This window comes from Jannaschia sp. R86511 (assembly GCF_042466345.1).
Classification (GTDB): domain Bacteria; phylum Actinomycetota; class Actinomycetes; order Actinomycetales; family JBBAYJ01; genus Aquipuribacter.
The window spans coordinates 4,139,532-4,156,337 of record NZ_JAXHCD010000001.1; the positions used below are offsets into that span (position 1 = coordinate 4,139,532).

Here is a 16,806-nt window from a genome sequence, read left to right on the forward strand (position 1 = left end):
GCCACGTCCGTCAGGCCTGGGTTCGTCAGGCCTGGGTTCGTCAGGCCTGGGTTCGTCAGGCCACGTCGCGGGCGCCGGACCCGCGCAGGCCCGCACCGCCGGCCGCGACGGTCCGCGTCGGGACCGCCCGGGCCGCGGTGGCGGCCTCGTGCTCCGCCCGGCGGGCCGCGCGGGTCGCGTCGGCGACCGGGTCCAGGGCGGGCCCGGCGGCGTGCCGACCGCGACGGGCCGGCGCGTCCAGCACGGCGTCGTCGGCGGCCAGGTCCGCCTCGGCGAAGGCGTCGAAGACCCGCAGGTCGACGCTGGCGAAGCTGCGCTGCCCGACGACCTGGGCCGGCGCGGGCCACGGGTCGCGGACGCCGGCCTCGGCCCGGGCCAGGGCCGCCTCGGCCCGGCGGGCGGTGGCGGCCGCCGCCTCGGCCTCGGCCCGGGCGGCGTTGGCCAGCGAGCGGGCGTCGTCACGCGAGGCGGTGGCGACCTGCGTGGCCGAGCGGGCCCGCGCCACCTGCTCGCGCACCCCGGCCAGCACGGCCCGGGAGGTGGCGAGCTCCACCCGCGCGCGACGCAGCTGGACCCGGGTCCGCTCGAGCTCCGCGGCGTGGTCGCTGGAGCGGTCGGTCAGGGCCTCGACCCGGTCGGCGAGGCGGCGCAGCTGGTCGTCGGACACCGCGACCTCGCCGGCGAGGCGGTGCCGCAGCCAGGACTCGTGGGCCAGGTCGGTGCGGGCGCGCACCAGCCGGGACCCCAGCACGGCCGAGGGCAGCAGGGACGCGCCGACCATGATCGCGGTGCCGGCCCCGGCGTCGACGGTCGAGCCGACCAGCACGCCGGCGACCCCGGTGGAGGCCAGCAGCAGCACCGAACCGATGCCGGCCGCCGGGCGCGTCCCCGGTCCGCGCACGGCGAGGCCGCGCCGACGGGGGGCCAGGAGGACCTGCCACCAGGGTCGACGCGTCAGAGCTCGATGCCTACCGGACACGACGTGGAGGTTACGGGGGGTGACCACACGCAGAGGGCCCGCCACGCCGGGGAGGGACGGGTGCGTCCTCCCCGACGGCGGCGGGCCCTCGCTGCTGGTGCTCGATCAGCCGCCGATCAGGCCGGCCTCGGTCAGGTAGTCCGTGGCGACGTCGGCCGGCAGCTCGCGGTCGGCGTCCACGCGGCGGTTCAGCTCGGCCAGGTCCTCGGTCGTCAGGACCGGGGCGAGCACGTTGAGGGTCTCGACGAGGGTGGCGTCCTCGGCCGAGGCGGCGTTGAGCACCGGCACGAGGTTGTCGGCCAGCTGCAGGGCCTGGTCGTCCTCGAGCAGCACGAGGCCGTCGGCCTCGAGCGTGGCGTCGGTGGTGCCGACCAGGGCCATGTCGGCCTGGCCCTGGACGACGGCCGCCTTGGCCTGCGGGCTGCCGAAGCCCAGCGGCAGGACCTCGCTGATGGCGAAGCCGTAGGTGTCCTGCAGACCCGGCTGGCAGAACGGCCGGGTGCCGCACTCCTCGGTGGCGGCCAGCACGATGTCCGGCTGGAACGCGGCGAAGTCCGACAGCGTGGTGATGTCGTTCTCCGTGGCCACGGTCTCGAGGATCGCGTAGCCGTTCTGGCTGGCGGCCTCGGCGGGCTCGGCCACGACCAGGCCCAGCTCGGTGGCCAGCGGCTCCATGGCGGCGACGGTCTCGGCGGCGTCGCTGGTGGCGACCAGCTCGGCCTCGGCCCCGTTGACCTCGCGGTTGAGGAACTCGGCCATGGTCGCCGCGTACTCGGGCACCACGTCGATGTCGCCGTCGATCAGCGCCTGGCCGTAGATCTCGCGGGAGTCGGAGGAGATGATCTCGACCTCGTAGCCGGCGTCGGTCAGCAGGGCGCCGTACATCTCCTCCATCACCTGCATCTCGGTGAAGTTGGCGCCGCCGACCACGATCGCCCCCGCGGGGGCGGCGGCCGGGTCGGAGGCGCTGTCACCGGCGGCGTCGCCGCCGGGGGCCGCCGAGTCCTCGGCGAGGGGGTCGCCGGAGCCGCAGGCCGACAGGGCCAGCGAGGCGACCAGGGCGGCCGGCAGGAGCGCACGGCGGAGGATGGCTGTCGTCATGGGGGTATCGCCTTCTGTGTCCCGGGGGTGTCCCCGCGTGTCTGGCAGAACAGGTCCGCGGCGCGCGTCGGCGTGCCGGTGCGTGCCGCCGAGGGGCGGTCACGTCGGTGCAGCGACCCCGGCCGTGCCGGGGCTACGAATGTCTAACCCCCGGCACCGACAGCCGCATCCCGGTGAGGGCCGGGATCGGGTCACGATCCGGTGACGGATCGGCGCCGCGGGACCCGTGCGGGGCGGTCAGCGGAGCGCGGCAGGGATCTGGACCTCGTCCTCGGCGACCTCGCGGCTGCTCCGGGCCGGGGTGACGCGACGCTGGAGCAGCTGGAAGGCCACCTCGACCAGGACGGCGAACACGGCCACCAGGACCGCGCCGCCGATCAGCTGGGGGGTGTCCTGGTTGCCCAGGCCCGCGGTGATGAACCGGCCCAGCCCCGGCCCGGCGATGATCGCGGCGATGGTCGCGGTCGCAATCACCTGGGCCGTCGCGATGCGCAACCCGGCCACCACGAGCGGGACCGCGAGCGGGAGCTCGACCCGGAACAGCACCTGCGAGGGAGTCAGCCCCATCCCCCGCGCCGCCTCCACCAGGTCCTGGTCCACGGCCCGCATGCCCGCGTAGGCGTTGGTCAGGATGGGGGGGACCGCGAACAGGACCAACGCGACGACGGTGCAGGTGACGACGTTGGCCAGCCCGAAAGGCTCGGGCGAGAGCACGAGGATCACGAGGACGGCGAGGGTCGGCACGGCCCGCCCGAGGTTGGCCACCGTCGACGCGAGCGCCCCGCCACGGCCCAGGTGCCCCAGGACCAAGGCCACGGGCAGCGCGAGCAGAGCGGCGATGAGCACGCTGAGCCCCGAGACCCACACGTGCTCCCACAACCGGGTCGGGATGCCCGAGTCGCCCTGCCAGTTGGCGGGGTCGGTCAACCAGCCGAGGGCGGCGAGCAGGATCGAGTCGTTCACGCCGTCCTCCCCCGCACCCAGGGCGTGAGGCGTCTCTCGGCCAGCAGCAGCACACCGTCCAGGACCAGGGCCAGCACCACCACCATCACGGTGGCCGTGAGGACCTCGGCGTTGAACCGGCTGTTGAGCCCCAGGATGATGCGGTTGCCGAGCCCGCCGAAGCCGAACAGGCCACCGACCGTCACCAGCGCGACGGTCGACACCGTGGCGATCCGCACCCCCGCGAGGATGGCCGGCAGCGCGAGGGGCAGCTCGACGCTCCACAGCGTCCGGCGCGGGCTGAGGCCCATGCCGGTTGCCGCGTCGAGGGTGTCGTCCGGCACCCCCTGCAGCCCCACCACGATGTTCCGCAGCAGGATGCCCAGGCTGTAGATGGCCAGGCCCACGACGACCACGCCCGGCCCGAAGCTCAGCCCCAGCGCGAGCAGCAGGGGGAACATGGCCAGCGACGGGATCGTGTAGAGCACGGTGGCCACGCCCGAGGCCACGGTCTCCACCGCCGTGGACCGGCTTGCGAGGACACCGACGGGCAGTGCGACCAGCAGGCCCAGGGCGACGGCGGAGAACGTCAGCAGCAGGTGCTGACCCAGCGCGTCGAGCAGGAGGTCCTGCCGGGTCGTCACGTACTCCGGGCAGATCCACGCGTTGCGCTGCAGGCAGGACTCGGCGACGCTCATCGGGTGGACCAGCACCGTGACGACGCTACCGGCACGATCTCGACCTCGCCCGGTCACGACGGCGAGCCGATGATCCGGCTGGCCGGCGTGCGCAAGCAGTACGGCGACGGGACGGTCGCGGTGGACTCCCTCGACCTCGAGGTGCGCCGCGGCGAGCTCGTGGCCCTCGTCGGCCCGTCGGGCTGCGGGAAGTCGACCATCCTGCGCATGGTCAACCGCCTGATCGAGCCCAGCAGCGGGTCGATCGAGGTCGACGGCACCGACGTCATCCACGCCGACGGGCCGAAGATGCGCCGGGGCATCGGCTACGTCATCCAGTCCGGCGGGCTGTTCCCGCACCGGTCGGTCCGGGACAACGTCGCGACGGTCCCCCGCCTGCTGGGCTGGGACAAGAAGCGCACCCGCACCCGCACCGACGAGCTGCTCGGCCTGGTGGGCCTGGACGCCGAGGTGCACGGCCCCCGCTACCCCCACGAGCTGTCGGGCGGGCAGCGCCAGCGCGTCGGCGTGGCCCGTGCGCTGGCCGTCGACCCGCCCGTCCTGCTGATGGACGAGCCGTTCGGCGCCGTCGACCCGCAGGTGCGCGACCGGCTGCAGCTGGAGTTCCGGCGGCTGCAGCAGCGCCTGGGCACCACGGTGCTGCTGGTCACCCACGACATCGACGAGGCCGTGCGGATCGCGGACCGGATCGCCGTGCTCAGCGTGGGGGGTGTGCTGGAGCAGTACGACTCGCCGGCGGTGGTCCTCGGGGCCCCGGCGACCGACTTCGTGGCGTCCTTCGTCGGCAGCGACCGGGGCCTGCGCCGCCTGGCGGTGACCCCGATCCAGACCGAGGACCTGATCCACCCGCCCACGCTGCAGGTCAGCGACACCACCGACCACGCGCTGCAGGTGCTGGCCAGCCACGACCTGGACTTCGCCATCGTGCTGGACGGCGACGACCTGCGCGGCTGGGTGTCGCAGAAGACCTTGCAGCGCGGGCAGACGGTGGGCGAGGTCCGGCGCCGCTTCGACGACACGGTCGACGTCCGGGACAGCCTCAAGACGGGGTTCAGCGAGATCGTCGCCCACGACGCCGGCTGGCTGCCGGTCCTCGACGACGACCGCTACGTCGGGGTGCTGACCCCGGAGTCGGTGCACGCGGCGCTGCGGCGGCTGCTGCCGGACCGGGTCGACGGCGAGCTGCCGTCCGTCAGGGCCGTCGCGGGCTGACCGACCTCGGGCCCGGTCTGCTCGGGCCCGATCGCATCCGACCCGGTCGCGTCCGACCCGGCCACCGCCGCCCGCCCCGCGCCCCGCCGGGCGGCGGCGTGAGCCACCCAGGCCGCCCCGACGACGATCAGCACGTCGCCCACGCTGAAGACGTTGGCCAGCGGCCAGGACGCGGGAACCGCGAGGGCGTCGCCCAGCCAGCCGAGCCGGGCGTCCTGCGTCGAGGCGGAGTTGACGAACCCGGTCTCCCCCTGGATCCCGGCCACGCGCAGCGCCTCCGGCGAGGCGGGCATGGTGCCGCCGTTGGCCACGATCGCCACGCCGTTGCCCAACGCCCCTAGGGCCAGCAGCCACAGACCCGTCACGCGCAGGTTGGCCACGATGAACCCGGCCGCCAGCAGGTAGGACCCCACGTGGACCGCCGGGGCCACGGCCGCGGGCACCCAGGCGGTCTGCAGCAGCACGAGCTGGGTGAGGAGCACCAGCGGCAGCAGCCACGACCAGCGCCAGGTGGTGGCGGCGAGGCCCCGGTAGGTGCCCCCGGTCAGGGGCACGGTCACGACCGCGAGCAGGACCAGGACGGTGATCAGCACGGGACGCCTCCGAGAACGTCGACACCGGTGGTGGGGCGGCGGTCCCGCGGTGCGGGGGCCCCGGCGGGGGCCGGGTCCGCCGCCTCTGCGGGGGCGTCGCCGCCGGCGGTCGCGCGGACCTCGTCCAGGAGGTCCGGGGCCAGGCGCAGCGCCGGGCGCCGGGCCTCCGAGCTGACGGCCCAGCCGGGGACGGGGGCGTCGTCGCGCGCCTGCTTCTCCAGCACGGCCACGGCCTCCGCGGCGGGCACGGGGCGTGACAGGTGGTAGCCCTGCAGCCGGTCGCAGCCCATGGCGGTCAGGGTGGCCGCGGCCCACTCGGTCTCGACGCCCTCGGCGACCACGTCCAGACCGAGGTTGGCGGCCAGGTCGATGATCGTTCGCAGCAGCATGTCGTTGGTCGCGCCGTTGGACAGGTCCGCGATGAACCCCTGGTCGATCTTGAGCTCGTCGACGTCGATCTGCTTGAGCCGGACCAGCGAGGAGTAGCCGGTCCCGAAGTCGTCGATGGACAGCACCACGCCGAGCGCGCGCAGGGACGCCAGGACGACGTCGGCCCGGCGGGCGTCCACCATCAGGCTGCTCTCGGTCACCTCCACGACCAGCGACCCGGCCGGCACCCGGTGGGCCAGCAGCCGGGTCGCGATCCGCTCCGCGAGGGCCTCGTCGGACAGCTGGCGGGCGGACACGTTGACCCCGACCGAGACGTCGTGGCCCGCCGCGCGCCAGGTGGCCAGGTCGGCCAGCGCCCGCTCCAGGACCAGGTCGAACACCTGGTCGATGAACCCGGCGTTCTCGGCCAGCTGCACCAGGGTGTCGGCCCCGACGTGGGCGTGGGCGGGGTCGTCCCAGCGCACCAGCGCCTCGAAGGACACGACCCGGCCGCTCCGGCAGTCGGCCTGCGGCTGGTAGGCCACGGTCAGCCGGCCCGCCTCGACCGCCTCGCTCAGGTTGGCCAGCAGGGTCAGCCGCTCGGTCTCGACGTCGTCGTCGCGGGGCTCGTACACCGCGTGCCGGGCGCGCTCGGTCTTGGCCTCGTACAGGGCGATGTCCGCGTGCTTGAGCAGCTCGGCCACCTGCTCGGCGTCCGTGGCCACGGCCACGCCGACCGAGCCCCGGACGGCCAGGCGGGTGCTGCCGACCTCGACCGGGCGGGCGAAGGCCTCCAGCAGGCGGCCGGCCACGGCCTCGGCCTGGGCGACGGCGGTGTCCCGGTCGGCCATCTGCACGACGACGGCGAACTCGTCGCCCCCCAGTCGCGCCACGTGGGCGTCGTCGGGGGCCACGGCCGTCAGGCGGGCGGCCACCTCGACCAGCAGCCGGTCGCCCACGTCGTGGCCGAGGCTGTCGTTGACGTCCTTGAAGTGGTCCAGGTCGACGATGAGCATGCCGATCGCCGGCCGGCCCGGGGTGGCGCGGACCCGCGCCAGGTGCAGCTGGAGGCTGGTGCGGTTGCCCAGGCCGGTCAGGGGGTCCCGCAGCGCCTGCTGCTCCGACAACGCGGTCATCTGGGCGCTGCGCCGCACGGCGATGATGGGCAGCAGGACCAGCGGCAGCATCGGGGGCGCGTCCACGACGACGAGGGCGGCGACCGGGGCCATGCCCACCAGCACGGCGCTCGTCTCCAGGGTGAAGCGCAGGTCGTCCCCGAGCGCCTGCGTCAGCCGCACGCCGGTGGCCAGGGCCACCACGACGCCGACCAGGGTGTGGTTGACGACGGCGAAGACGAGCCCGGCCAGCACGGCGGGCAGCAGGTCGGCCCCGCCGGCCGGACGGAAGTCGGCCATCAGCGGCACCCCGCTCGTGCTGGCGAAGACGGCGCGGGCCGCCAGGATCGACAGCGCGTACTGGCCCAGGTTGAAGGCCATCTGCACCGGGCGGCGACCGCCCCGCAGGTCGTCGAGGAACACCGCCACCAGGTGGGCCAGCAGCACCAGGGACAGCGGGCCGAGCACGATCAGCGCGACCGCGAACGTCGTGGAGATCGTCACGTTGGACGTGGTCGCGTCGCCCCGGGCCACGGGGATGGGGAACAGCTCGCCCAGGACCAGGCAGCCCATGAGCACCAGCAGCGGGGCCGGCTCGTGGGCGAGCTGGGCGAAAGGCGGGTCGACCCACCACACCACCGCCGTGCCGGCCACCCCGAGCACGCCCACCAGCCAGGCGTAGGCGGACAGGGCGGCCGGTGGGGCGGGGAGCAGCCGGACGAGCGCCCGCAGCGCACCGATGCGCTGCGGGCGCTCGTCCGACCCGCTCCGGGGAGGGTTCACGTCCACTTGTACCCGGGGGCCAGGACCTCGCGGTCGTCCCGGCTCGCACGACCGCCGTGAGGCGGCACGGACTCGGTGGTCACGTCACCACCACTTGACGCCGGCGCCGACGACCGAGGCCAGGGTGACGATGGACGCGGCGGAGACGACGCCGCGGACGATGGTGCTCCTCAGATCCTGACGCTTCATGCTGTGCTCCTGTCTGACGGCCCGTGTTGGCCACGAGTAGTTGAGCGTTTACTCAACGTGGCCGTCCACTGTCCCGAATTTGGCCACCCGAACGGCTTAACCCCCTCTGACCTGCGGTTTTGCCCATCCATGGTTACTGGTCGTGACCCCTCCGACGCCGGGATGTCCGGAGTGCCCGGGCGTGCCCCGAGTGATCGCACCGCCACAGCCAGTGACCGTGACCGTGACATCACGCACGGCAGTCACGCTCCGGACCGGGACTCGCGCCGGACTCGTCCCCGTCCGGTCGCGTCGGGCCGCCGCCGGGGCCATGCTGCGGACGGGCGGCCGGAGGAGTCCGGCCCCGACGACGGAGGAGGAACCATGGCGCTCGACGACGAGATGACGACCACCGGTGGCGACGGCGGGGCCGACGGCGGCGCGGACGGCGGCGCGCACGGTCCGGCCGACGGTGGCGCGGGCAGCGTGCCCGGCGAGCACGACGGCGGCGCTGATGGCGGAGCAGACGGCGGGGCCGACGGCGGGGCGCACGGTCCGGCCGACGGTGGCGCCCACGGTCCGGCCGACGGCGGAGCAGACGGTGGCGCCGACGGCGGAGCTGACGGCGGCGCTGACGGCGGAGCAGACGGCGGAGCCGATGGCGGCGCTGACGGCGGGGCCGACGGTGGCGCGGACGGCGGCGCGCACGGCCCCCTGGACGGCGGGGCCGGGCGCTGACCGTCGGGACCGGGTCACGGAGCCGGGCGGCCGTGAGCGACCGCCCGGCTCTCGCCCGCTGCACGTCGCTGCCGCCGGAGGAGTTCGCCGAACGGGTGTGGTCCCGCGAGCCGTCGCTGAGCCCGGCGGTCGAGCTGCCCCGTGACTTCAGCGACCTGCTGAGCCTGGCCGACGTCGACGCGCTGCTGTCCGAGCAGGGGTTGCGGACCCCGTTCCTACGGCTGGCCAAGGACGGCCAGGTCGTCCCCGAGCGCCGGTGGACCTCCGGCGGCGGCGTGGGTGCCACGGTCGGCGACCAGGTCCGCGACGAGCGCGTCGCCGAGCTGTTCGCCGACGGCGCCACGGTGGTGCTGCAGGCGCTGCACCGCACCCACGCGCCGCTGGCCCGGTTCGCGGCGGCCCTGTCGGGCGACCTCGGGCACCCCGTGCAGGTCAACGCGTACGTCACGCCCGCCCAGAACCAGGGCTTCAGCTCCCACTACGACCTCCACGACGTGTTCGTGCTGCAGGTCGCGGGCGAGAAGCGCTGGCGGCTGCACCCCCCGGTGGTCACCGACCCGCTGCGCGACGACCCGTGGACCGACCACCGGGACGCGGTCGAGCGCGCCGCCGCGGCCGAGCCCTACCTGGAGACGGTGCTGCGGCCCGGGGACGCGCTGTACGTGCCGCGGGGCTGGCTGCACGCGGCCACCGCGCTGGGCGAGGTGTCGGCCCACCTGACGGTCGGGGTGCACGTCCGCACCCGGGCCTGGCTCGTCGAGGCCCTGACCGCGCTGGTGCTCGACGACCCCCGGCTGCGGCAGACGCTGCCCCTGGGCGTGGACGTCACCGCCGCCGACGACCTGGCCCCGCACCTGGCGGCCACCGTGGCGGCCCTGACCGAGCGGCTGCCCGTGGTCCGCGCCGACGACGTGGCGCGACGGCTCACCGGGGCCGTGCTGACCGGCAACCGCCCGGCCCCGCTGGCCCCGCTGGCCCAGGCGGCCGCCGTGGCGTCGGTGGGGGCCGGGACGGTGGTCCGGGCCCGCGTCGGCCTGCGCACGGTGCTCCGTGACGCCGGCGAGGGGCTGCGGCTGGTGCTCCCCGACCGCTCGATCGACTGGCCCGACCGGGTCCGGGCGTCGCTGCAGGTGCTGCTGGGCGGGGACGACGTGGTCGTCGGCGAGCTGCCCGACCTGGCCGGTGACGACGCCGTCCAGCTGGTGCGTCGGCTGCTGCGCGAGGGCGTCGTCGTTCCGGTCCCGCCCGCCGGGCCGCGGTGAGCACCGCGCACCGGGCGCCCCGGTGCGCCGACGCCGCCGAGGAGCGGGGTGACCCCCGCGCCGGCTCGGCCTCCCCGGTGTCGCGCTGGCTGCTGCTGGAGCAGCCCGGGCCGTGGGGCCGCGACGCCCTCACCTCCTCCCGCCTGGACACCCAGGTCGCCGGTGCGCTGTCGCGGCGGGCGGCCGCGGCCGGGGCGCGCGTGCTGCTGGTCCGGCGGCACGGCCGGGCCGGTCACGCCCCGCAGGGCCGGCGCCACTGGGCGCTGGTCGACTCCCGCCCGGGCCACGAGGCGGTCCGCTGGGGCCGGTTCGACCGCGACGACGAGCTGCTCGCCGTGCCGTTGGACGGACCCGTCTCCCCCGCCCCCCACCACGGCCCCGCCGACCCCTCGCGACCGGTGTACCTGGCCTGCGCCCACGCGCGTCACGACACCTGCTGCGCCGTGCGCGGGCGGGAGGTCGCCGCGGCCCTGGACGAGCTGGCCCCCGGCCGGGTGTGGGAGTGCTCCCACGTCGGTGGCTGCCGGTTCGCGGCCAACGTCGTCGTGCTCCCGCACGGGCTCTACTACGGCGGGGTCACGCCGGAGTCGGCGGCCGACCTGGTCGAGGCCACGGACCGCGGCCAGGTCGTGCCGGCCCTGCTGCGGGGGCGCTCGTCGCTGCCCGTCGCGGTGCAGGCCGCCCAGCACCACGCCCGGCAGGTGCTGGGCGGGGCGACCGGCGTGGACGCGCTGCGCCCGCTGGGCAGCCGGACGCTGGACGACGGCTCGGTCGCCGTGGAGCTCGCGCCGCCCCACGGCGAGGAGGTCGTCCGCGTCACGGTGGCCCGCCACGCCACCGCCGCCCCCACCAGGCTGACCTGCGCTGCCACGCGTGAGGCCGCCCCGACCGCCTGGTCCCTGGTCTCGTTGGAGCACGGCTCGCCCCGGTAGGTCGACCGCACAGCCCGCCGCGCACCGGGTCGAGGTTTCGTCCGCGCGCGGCGCGGGGTGCAGGCTGTACCCATGTCCGACGCCGCTGTCGTGCCCGAGCCCACCCGTCCCGCGCGCGGGGTCCACGTCGTGGAGGTCGGCCCCCGCGACGGGCTGCAGAACGAGCGGCTGGTCCTGGACGTCGACACCCGCGTGGAGCTGGTCCGGCGCCTGGTCGAGGCCGGCGTCCGCCGGCTGGAGACGGTGAGCTTCGTCAACCCGGCGCGGGTGCCCCAGATGGCCGGCGCCGAGGAGGTCATGGCCGCGGTGCCCCGCACCGCCCCGGACGGCAGCCACGTCGACCACATCGGCCTGGTCCTCAACGAGCGGGGCCTGGACCGGGCCCTGACCGCCGGGGTCGACGAGGTCAACCTGGTGGCCATCACCACCGAGACGTTCTCGCACCGCAACCAGGGCGCGGGCGTCGAGGACGTCCTGGGCGCGACCGTCCGCATGCTGCAGCGGTCCCGCGCGGCCGGGGTGCCCGCGTCGGTGACCGTGTCGGCGGCGTTCGGCTGCCCGTTCGAGGGCGAGGTCAGCACGGAGCAGGTGATGCGGGTGGTCCGGGCCGTGCTGCCGGGCGAGCCGGTCGAGATGGCGATCGCCGACACCATCGGGGTGGGGGTCCCCGCCGACGTCCGCCGGCTGGTGCGGGCGGTCCGGGCCGAGTCCGACGTGCCGCTGCGGGCCCACTTCCACAACACCCGCAACACCGGGTACGCAAACGCCCTGACCGCCGTCGAGGAGGGCGTGCTGGCCCTGGACGCGTCGATCGGCGGGTACGGCGGCTGCCCGTTCGCGCCGGACGCCACCGGCAACATCGGCACCGAGGACCTGGTCTACGCCCTGGGCCGCTCGGGGGTCGACGTCGGGCTGCGGGTGGCCGACCTGGCCGACCCGTGCGACTTCGTGACGGCGGCGCTCGGCGCCGAGCAGGCCACGGCCCAGCTGGGCCGCGCCGGCGACTGGCCCGGCTGAGGCTGAGCGCGCCGACCCGGGGCAGGCACGGCGACCGACGACCTCGGCCGAGCCCCGGACTACGCCGGGCTGGGCTGCCGCCCGCCCCCGCCGCGGGACCCGCCGCCGTGCTCGTCGTCGTCCTCGGGCGGGATCATGCACCAGCGCTCGGCGACCAGGCCGGCCACCGTCAGCCCGACGGAGGCCAGCACGACGGCGGCCGAGGCGACCACGCGGCCCGGCTGGGAGGTCAGCGTGACGGCCGGCAGGGCCACCCCGACGAACCCGACCCAGCCCCCGGTCAGCAGGGCGCCGGCCAGCGCCGAGGCCTTGGCCAGCGCGACCGTGCGCGCCGCCCGGAGCGGGTCGACCGCCCGGTCCCGCTCCCCCGCGTTCCAGCGGCGGATGGGCCACGCGACGACCAGCAGGGCGAAGGCGAGGGCGGCGACGACCAGCGCCGCGGCCAATGGCGGCGTGGGCGTCGCCGCCCCACCCGCCTGGCGCAGCTGCAGCGCGGCGGTGCTCACCGCGAAGGCGGAGCCGGCGAGCAGCAGGAGCGGGCCGACCCGGGTGGGGGCCAGCCTCATCGTGCGCCCGTCGCCGGCACCGGCAGCCCTCAGCCCGTCGCCGGCAGGCCGAACGGCAGGGCCAGGTCGGGCCGCAGCACCACGTCGGCCTCGTCGTCGAGGGCCTCCTCGACCAGGTCGACCACGAGGCGCTCCTCGTCGAAGTCGAGCAGCCGGGCCTGCGGGTCGACCAGGGCCCAGGGCTGCAGCACGAACCGGCGTCCCGCCGCGCGCGGGTGCGGCAGGTCCAGGTCGAGCGTGCTGAGCGACAGCGGACGGCCGTCGGTGCGGCTGACCGTGACGACGTCGACGTCCAGGGTGCGCGGACCCCAGCGGACCTCGCGGGTGCGCCCGTGCGCCGACTCGACGTCCTGGCAGGCGTGCAGCAGGCCGCGGGGCGACAGCGCGGTCTCGACCAGCAGGACCGCGTTGAGGTAGCGGCCCTGGCTGGGACCGCCCACCGGGGCGCTGTCCACGACGGGCGACGCCTCGAGCACCGTCACCCCGTCGACGGCGGCGAGGTCGAGGACGGCCTGGTGCAGGGTGGCGTGCGCGTCACCGAGGTTGGCCCCCAGGGCGAGCACGGCCCGGACCGGGCGGGAGGGCGCGGCGTCGGCGACCGCGTCGTCGCGGGTGCGCACCACCCGCACCGCGACGTCGTCGAAGGGCACGCCCACCGGGGCCTGCGGCTTGTGCACGACGACCTCGACGGCGTGGACCCGCTCGTCGGTGAGCACGGCCGCCGCGATCCGCTCGGCCACGGTCTCGACCAGGTCGAAGGGCTCACCGGCCAGCACGTCGTGGGCCTGGCGGGCCACCACGGAGTAGTCGACCGCGTCGGCCAGGTCGTCGCTTCGCCCGGCCCGCACCACGGACAGGTGCATCGCCACGTCGCAGCTGAACTCCTGCCCGTCGCGCTTCTCGTGCTCGAGGACGCCGTGGAACCCGCGGGCCCGGATGCCGGTCACGGACACCCGGTCCAGCGGGCCGCCCGCTCCGTCGAAGTGGTCGGTCACGAGGACCGATCCTGCTCCGTGACGGCCCCGCGCGCACGACGCCAGGCCGCGCCCACCCGGACCGCGTCGGCCGTGGGCCGGGCGGTGTGGGCGCGGACCCCCCACACCCCGTGGGCGGCGAGCAGCGCGGCCACCGCGTGCGAGGCGTCCTCGCGGTGCTCGACGTCGCGGGGGGTGCCGTCGGGCGCGGCCAGCAGGGCCCCGAGGAAGCGCTTGCGGCTGACCCCCACCAGCAGCGGCAGCCCCAGGGCGTCCAGCCGCTCGAGCCCGCCCAGCAGCGACCAGTTATCGGACGCGGTCTTGGCGAAGCCGATGCCCGGGTCCAGCACGAGCCGGTCGGGCCGGACCCCGCCCCCGACCAGCACGTCGACCCGGCGGCGCAGCTCGTCGACCACGTCGGTCACGACGTCGCCGTACCCGGCGTGGCGGTCCATGTCCGCCGACTCGCCGCGGGAGTGCATGACCACGAACGGGCAGCCGGCCTCGGCCACCACCCGGGCCATGCCGGGGTCCGCGGTGCCACCGCTCACGTCGTTGACCACCACGGCCCCGGCGGCCAGCGCGGCCGCGGCGACCGCGGCCCTCGTGGTGTCGATGCTGACCGGGACCCCGTCGGCGGCCAGGCGGCGCACCACCGGGACCACGCGGCGCAGCTCCTCGTGCTCCGGGACCCGGGCCGCGCCCGGGCGGGTCGACTCCCCCCCGACGTCCACGGCGTCCGCCCCGGCCGCCACCAGGGCCAGGCCGTGCAGGACCGCGTCGTCCTCACGCGCCCAGAGCCCGCCGTCGCTGAACGAGTCCGGCGTCACGTTGAGCACGGCCAGGACCACGGGCCGGTCGAGGTCGACGAGCCGGGCCGCGGCGGTGCCGCACAGGCCCGCCGGACCGCCCCGGACGACCTGCTCCACGGGGCTCAGGACGGACCGGTCGGGCCCGGCCGGCCGGAGCCGCCGGCGGAGGGGGAGCCGGGGGTGGGCGCCCACGGCCCGGCACCACCGGTGGCGCCCGGTCCGGGTCCCTGCCCGGGACCGTCGCCGTCGGTGGCCGAGCCGCCGTTGCCGGACCCGTGCCCGACGCCGTTGGAGCCGGGCCCGGCGCCGTTGGACCCGGCACCGTTGGACCCGGAGTCCGTGGCGCCGTCCGGACCGGGGTGCGAGCCGTTCGACCCACCGTGCCCGGGGGCGCCGTTGGCCACGGCGAACCCGTTGGTGTTCACCACCGGCCGCGGCGGCACGGGCACAGGCGGCAGGTCGGACACGGCCCGACGCTCGCTGGACAGCCAGACCGCCCGCGAGGGCCGCTTGACGACGTCGGAGAACACCTCGCGGATCTGCTCGGCGTTCAGGGTCTCCTTCTCCAGCAGCTCCTTGACCAGGCGGTCGAGGATCGGCCGGTGCTCGACCAGGATCTCCCAGGCCTCGTCGTGCGCGGCCTCGATCAGCCGGCGCACCTCGCGGTCCACCGTGGCGGCCACGGACTCGGAGTAGTCGCGCTCGTGGCCCATGTCGCGGCCGAGGAACATCTCGCCCGACGCGCTGCCGAGCTTGATCGCGCCGATCTCCTCGCTCATCCCGAACTGGGTGACCATCTTGCGGGCCAGGCCGGTGGCCTTCTCGATGTCGTTGGCCGCACCGGAGGTCGGGTCGTGGAAGACGAGCTCCTCCGCGACGCGCCCGCCCAGGGCGTAGGCGAGCTGGTCGAGCATCTCGTTGCGCGAGGTCGAGTACTTGTCCTCCGTCGGCAGCACCATCGTGTAGCCGAGGGCGCGACCACGCGGCAGGATCGTGATCTTGGCGACGGGGTCGGTGTTGGGCAGCGACGCGGCCACCAGGGCGTGCCCGCCCTCGTGGTAGGCCGTGATCAGCCGCTCCTTGTCGTTCATCAGCCGGGTCCGCTTCTGCGGGCCGGCCATGACGCGGTCGATCGCCTCGTCCAGGGTGGCGTCGTCGATCAGCTGCTTGTCGCCGCGGGCGGTCAGCAGGGCGGCCTCGTTGAGCACGTTGGCCAGGTCGGCGCCCGTGAACCCGGGGGTGCGGCGGGCGATCGACTCCAGGTCGACGTCGGCCAGGGGCTTGCCCTTGCCGTGCACGGTCAAGATCTTGAGCCGGCCCTGCATGTCGGGGGCCTCGACCGTGATCTGCCGGTCGAAGCGGCCCGGGCGCAGCAGGGCCGGGTCGAGGATGTCCGGGCGGTTGGTGGCGGCGATGAGGATGACGTTGGTCTTGACGTCGAAGCCGTCCATCTCGACCAGGAGCTGGTTGAGGGTCTGCTCGCGCTCGTCGTGCCCACCGCCCATGCCGGCGCCGCGGTGACGACCGACGGCGTCGATCTCGTCGACGAAGATGATCGCGGGGGCGTTCTGCTTGGCCTGCTCGAACAGGTCGCGGACGCGGCTGGCGCCGACGCCGACGAACATCTCGACGAAGTCCGAGCCCGAGATCGAGTAGAACGGCACGCCGGCCTCGCCGGCCGTGGCCCGCGCCAGCAGGGTCTTGCCGGTGCCGGGCGGGCCGTACAGCAGGACGCCCTTGGGGATCTTGGCCCCGACGGCCAGGAACTTCTGCGGCTCGGAGAGGAACTCCTTGATCTCCGTGAGCTCCTCGACGGCCTCCTCGGCGCCGGCCACGTCGGCGAAGGTGACCTTGGGCATGTCCTTGGTGATGAGCTTGGCCTTGGACTTGCCGAACTGCATGACGCGGTTGCCGCCGCCGCTCATCCGGGCCAGGACGAACCAGAACAGACCGAGGATGATGATCAGGGGCAGGATGCTGATCAGCAGCGTGGTGAGCAGCGACCCCTGGGGGTTCTCCTCGTTGACGCCCTCGGCCGGCGGGTTGGCGTCGAGCAGGCGGAGGATCTCGTCGCCCCGCTGCTCGACGTAGTAGGCGCGGACCTGCGTCGAGCCGTCGACCTCCTCGCCGTCGACGAGCGTCAGGTCGAGGCGCTGCTCCTGGTCGACCACGAGGGCGGAGGCGACCTGGCCCTCCTCGATCAGCTCCAGCGCCTGGCTGGTGTCGACCTGGGCGAACCGGTCGGTGCTGATGAGTCGCGCCCCGACCAGGACGATCACGATCGCGAGGACGATCCAGATCGCTCCGCTTCGCAGGAACGTGCGCATCTTCATCCGGTTCACCAAACGGGGCGCGAGCCCCGTCCTCCCTGCTGACAGCGTCGGTGGTTCAGTGGATCCGGTCGTGGCAACCCAGGTCCCGAGGGTACAGCGGGCCCACGACGGATGGTCTGGGGAGTCAACGGGGGGCGCGACCCCGGCGTTCCACGCGGGTGCGCTGTTCGCCGCGGGCGAAGCGCACCGCCCGGTCCGACCGGGCGGCCAGG

15 protein-coding genes are annotated in these 16,806 nt (G+C 75.4%); 5 read left to right on the top strand and 10 right to left on the bottom strand.

The window, feature by feature from the left end:
- Positions 1-55: 55 nt before the first annotated feature.
- The 4 genes from SJY06_RS19325 to SJY06_RS19340 all read right to left on the bottom strand — a co-directional run bounded on the left by SJY06_RS19325 (position 56) and on the right by SJY06_RS19340 (position 3,735).
- On the bottom strand, positions 56-901 hold the full coding sequence (locus SJY06_RS19325) for a hypothetical protein (protein ID WP_380169163.1): 846 nt from the start codon (positions 899-901) through the stop codon (positions 56-58).
- Between the two features lie 183 nt (positions 902-1,084).
- On the bottom strand, positions 1,085-2,080 hold the full coding sequence (locus SJY06_RS19330) for an ABC transporter substrate-binding protein (RefSeq protein WP_380169164.1): 996 nt from the start codon (positions 2,078-2,080) through the stop codon (positions 1,085-1,087).
- A 237-nt stretch (positions 2,081-2,317) separates the two neighbouring features.
- The gene (locus SJY06_RS19335) at positions 2,318-3,043 is read right to left on the bottom strand and encodes an ABC transporter permease (protein ID WP_380169165.1); all 726 of its coding nucleotides are present in this window, start codon (positions 3,041-3,043) and stop codon (positions 2,318-2,320) included.
- The gene (locus SJY06_RS19340) at positions 3,040-3,735 is read right to left on the bottom strand and encodes an ABC transporter permease (protein WP_380169166.1); all 696 of its coding nucleotides are present in this window, start codon (positions 3,733-3,735) and stop codon (positions 3,040-3,042) included. Before SJY06_RS19340 ends, SJY06_RS19335 begins: the two co-directional genes overlap by 4 nt.
- Between SJY06_RS19340 and SJY06_RS19345 the strand changes: the two genes are divergently transcribed.
- A complete protein-coding gene (locus SJY06_RS19345; RefSeq protein ID WP_380169167.1) occupies positions 3,724-4,932 on the top strand; it encodes an ABC transporter ATP-binding protein in 1,209 nt (402 codons plus the stop codon). The two genes, SJY06_RS19340 and SJY06_RS19345, sit on opposite strands and share 12 nt — an antisense overlap.
- Here the strand turns inward: SJY06_RS19345 and SJY06_RS19350 are convergent.
- Together SJY06_RS19350 and SJY06_RS19355 are read right to left on the bottom strand one after the other, a co-directional pair.
- Complete coding sequence (locus tag SJY06_RS19350) at positions 4,827-5,525, bottom strand: DUF5317 family protein (RefSeq protein ID WP_380169168.1); 699 nt, start codon at positions 5,523-5,525, stop codon at positions 4,827-4,829. The genes SJY06_RS19345 and SJY06_RS19350 overlap by 106 nt on opposite strands.
- On the bottom strand, positions 5,519-7,792 hold the full coding sequence (locus SJY06_RS19355) for a putative bifunctional diguanylate cyclase/phosphodiesterase (protein ID WP_380169169.1): 2,274 nt from the start codon (positions 7,790-7,792) through the stop codon (positions 5,519-5,521). The genes SJY06_RS19350 and SJY06_RS19355 overlap by 7 nt, the downstream gene beginning before the upstream one ends.
- Positions 7,793-8,344: 552 nt before the next feature.
- On the opposite strand from SJY06_RS19355, the gene SJY06_RS19360 reads away from it, so the two are divergent.
- The 4 genes from SJY06_RS19360 (at position 8,345) to SJY06_RS19375 (ending at position 11,909) form a co-directional block, all read left to right on the top strand.
- Entirely contained in the window at positions 8,345-8,698 is a 354-nt protein-coding gene (locus SJY06_RS19360) for a hypothetical protein (protein ID WP_380169170.1), read from the top strand.
- 32 nt (positions 8,699-8,730) lie between these two features.
- Positions 8,731-9,960, top strand: coding sequence for a cupin domain-containing protein (locus SJY06_RS19365; protein WP_380169171.1), 1,230 nt, complete (start codon positions 8,731-8,733; stop codon positions 9,958-9,960).
- The gene (locus tag SJY06_RS19370) at positions 9,957-10,892 is read left to right on the top strand and encodes a sucrase ferredoxin (protein ID WP_380169172.1); all 936 of its coding nucleotides are present in this window, start codon (positions 9,957-9,959) and stop codon (positions 10,890-10,892) included. The genes SJY06_RS19365 and SJY06_RS19370 overlap by 4 nt, the downstream gene beginning before the upstream one ends.
- Positions 10,893-10,964: 72 nt before the next feature.
- A complete protein-coding gene (locus tag SJY06_RS19375; RefSeq protein WP_380169173.1) occupies positions 10,965-11,909 on the top strand; it encodes a hydroxymethylglutaryl-CoA lyase in 945 nt (314 codons plus the stop codon).
- Between the two features lie 59 nt (positions 11,910-11,968).
- Here the strand turns inward: SJY06_RS19375 and SJY06_RS19380 are convergent, their stop codons facing one another.
- Genes SJY06_RS19380 through ftsH form a run of 4 tightly spaced genes read right to left on the bottom strand, consistent with a single transcriptional unit; the run spans position 11,969 to position 16,594 of the window.
- The gene (locus tag SJY06_RS19380; RefSeq protein WP_380169174.1) at positions 11,969-12,475 is read right to left on the bottom strand and encodes a DUF3180 domain-containing protein; all 507 of its coding nucleotides are present in this window, start codon (positions 12,473-12,475) and stop codon (positions 11,969-11,971) included.
- A gap of 29 nt (positions 12,476-12,504) precedes the next feature.
- The gene (folK, locus tag SJY06_RS19385; protein WP_380169175.1) at positions 12,505-13,470 is read right to left on the bottom strand and encodes a 2-amino-4-hydroxy-6-hydroxymethyldihydropteridine diphosphokinase; all 966 of its coding nucleotides are present in this window, start codon (positions 13,468-13,470) and stop codon (positions 12,505-12,507) included.
- Positions 13,467-14,378: a dihydropteroate synthase gene (folP, locus tag SJY06_RS19390; RefSeq protein WP_380169176.1), complete on the bottom strand. Its 912-nt coding sequence runs from the start codon at positions 14,376-14,378 to the stop codon at positions 13,467-13,469. The genes folK and folP overlap by 4 nt, the downstream gene beginning before the upstream one ends.
- Positions 14,379-14,383: 5 nt before the next feature.
- On the bottom strand, positions 14,384-16,594 hold the full coding sequence (ftsH, locus tag SJY06_RS19395) for an ATP-dependent zinc metalloprotease FtsH (RefSeq protein WP_380169177.1): 2,211 nt from the start codon (positions 16,592-16,594) through the stop codon (positions 14,384-14,386).
- Positions 16,595-16,806: the final 212 nt, after the last annotated feature.

Excerpts from the sequence above, each read along its gene's own strand:
- SJY06_RS19330 (WP_380169164.1), bottom strand. The coding sequence starts at position 2,080 with ATGACGACAGCCATCCTCCGCCGTGCGCTCCTGCCGGCCGCCCTGGTC.
- SJY06_RS19360 (WP_380169170.1), top strand. The coding sequence starts at position 8,345 with ATGGCGCTCGACGACGAGATGACGACCACCGGTGGCGACGGCGGGGCC.
- SJY06_RS19375 (WP_380169173.1), top strand. The coding sequence starts at position 10,965 with ATGTCCGACGCCGCTGTCGTGCCCGAGCCCACCCGTCCCGCGCGCGGG.
- SJY06_RS19380 (WP_380169174.1), bottom strand. The coding sequence starts at position 12,475 with ATGAGGCTGGCCCCCACCCGGGTCGGCCCGCTCCTGCTGCTCGCCGGC.
- ftsH (WP_380169177.1), bottom strand. The coding sequence starts at position 16,594 with ATGAAGATGCGCACGTTCCTGCGAAGCGGAGCGATCTGGATCGTCCTC.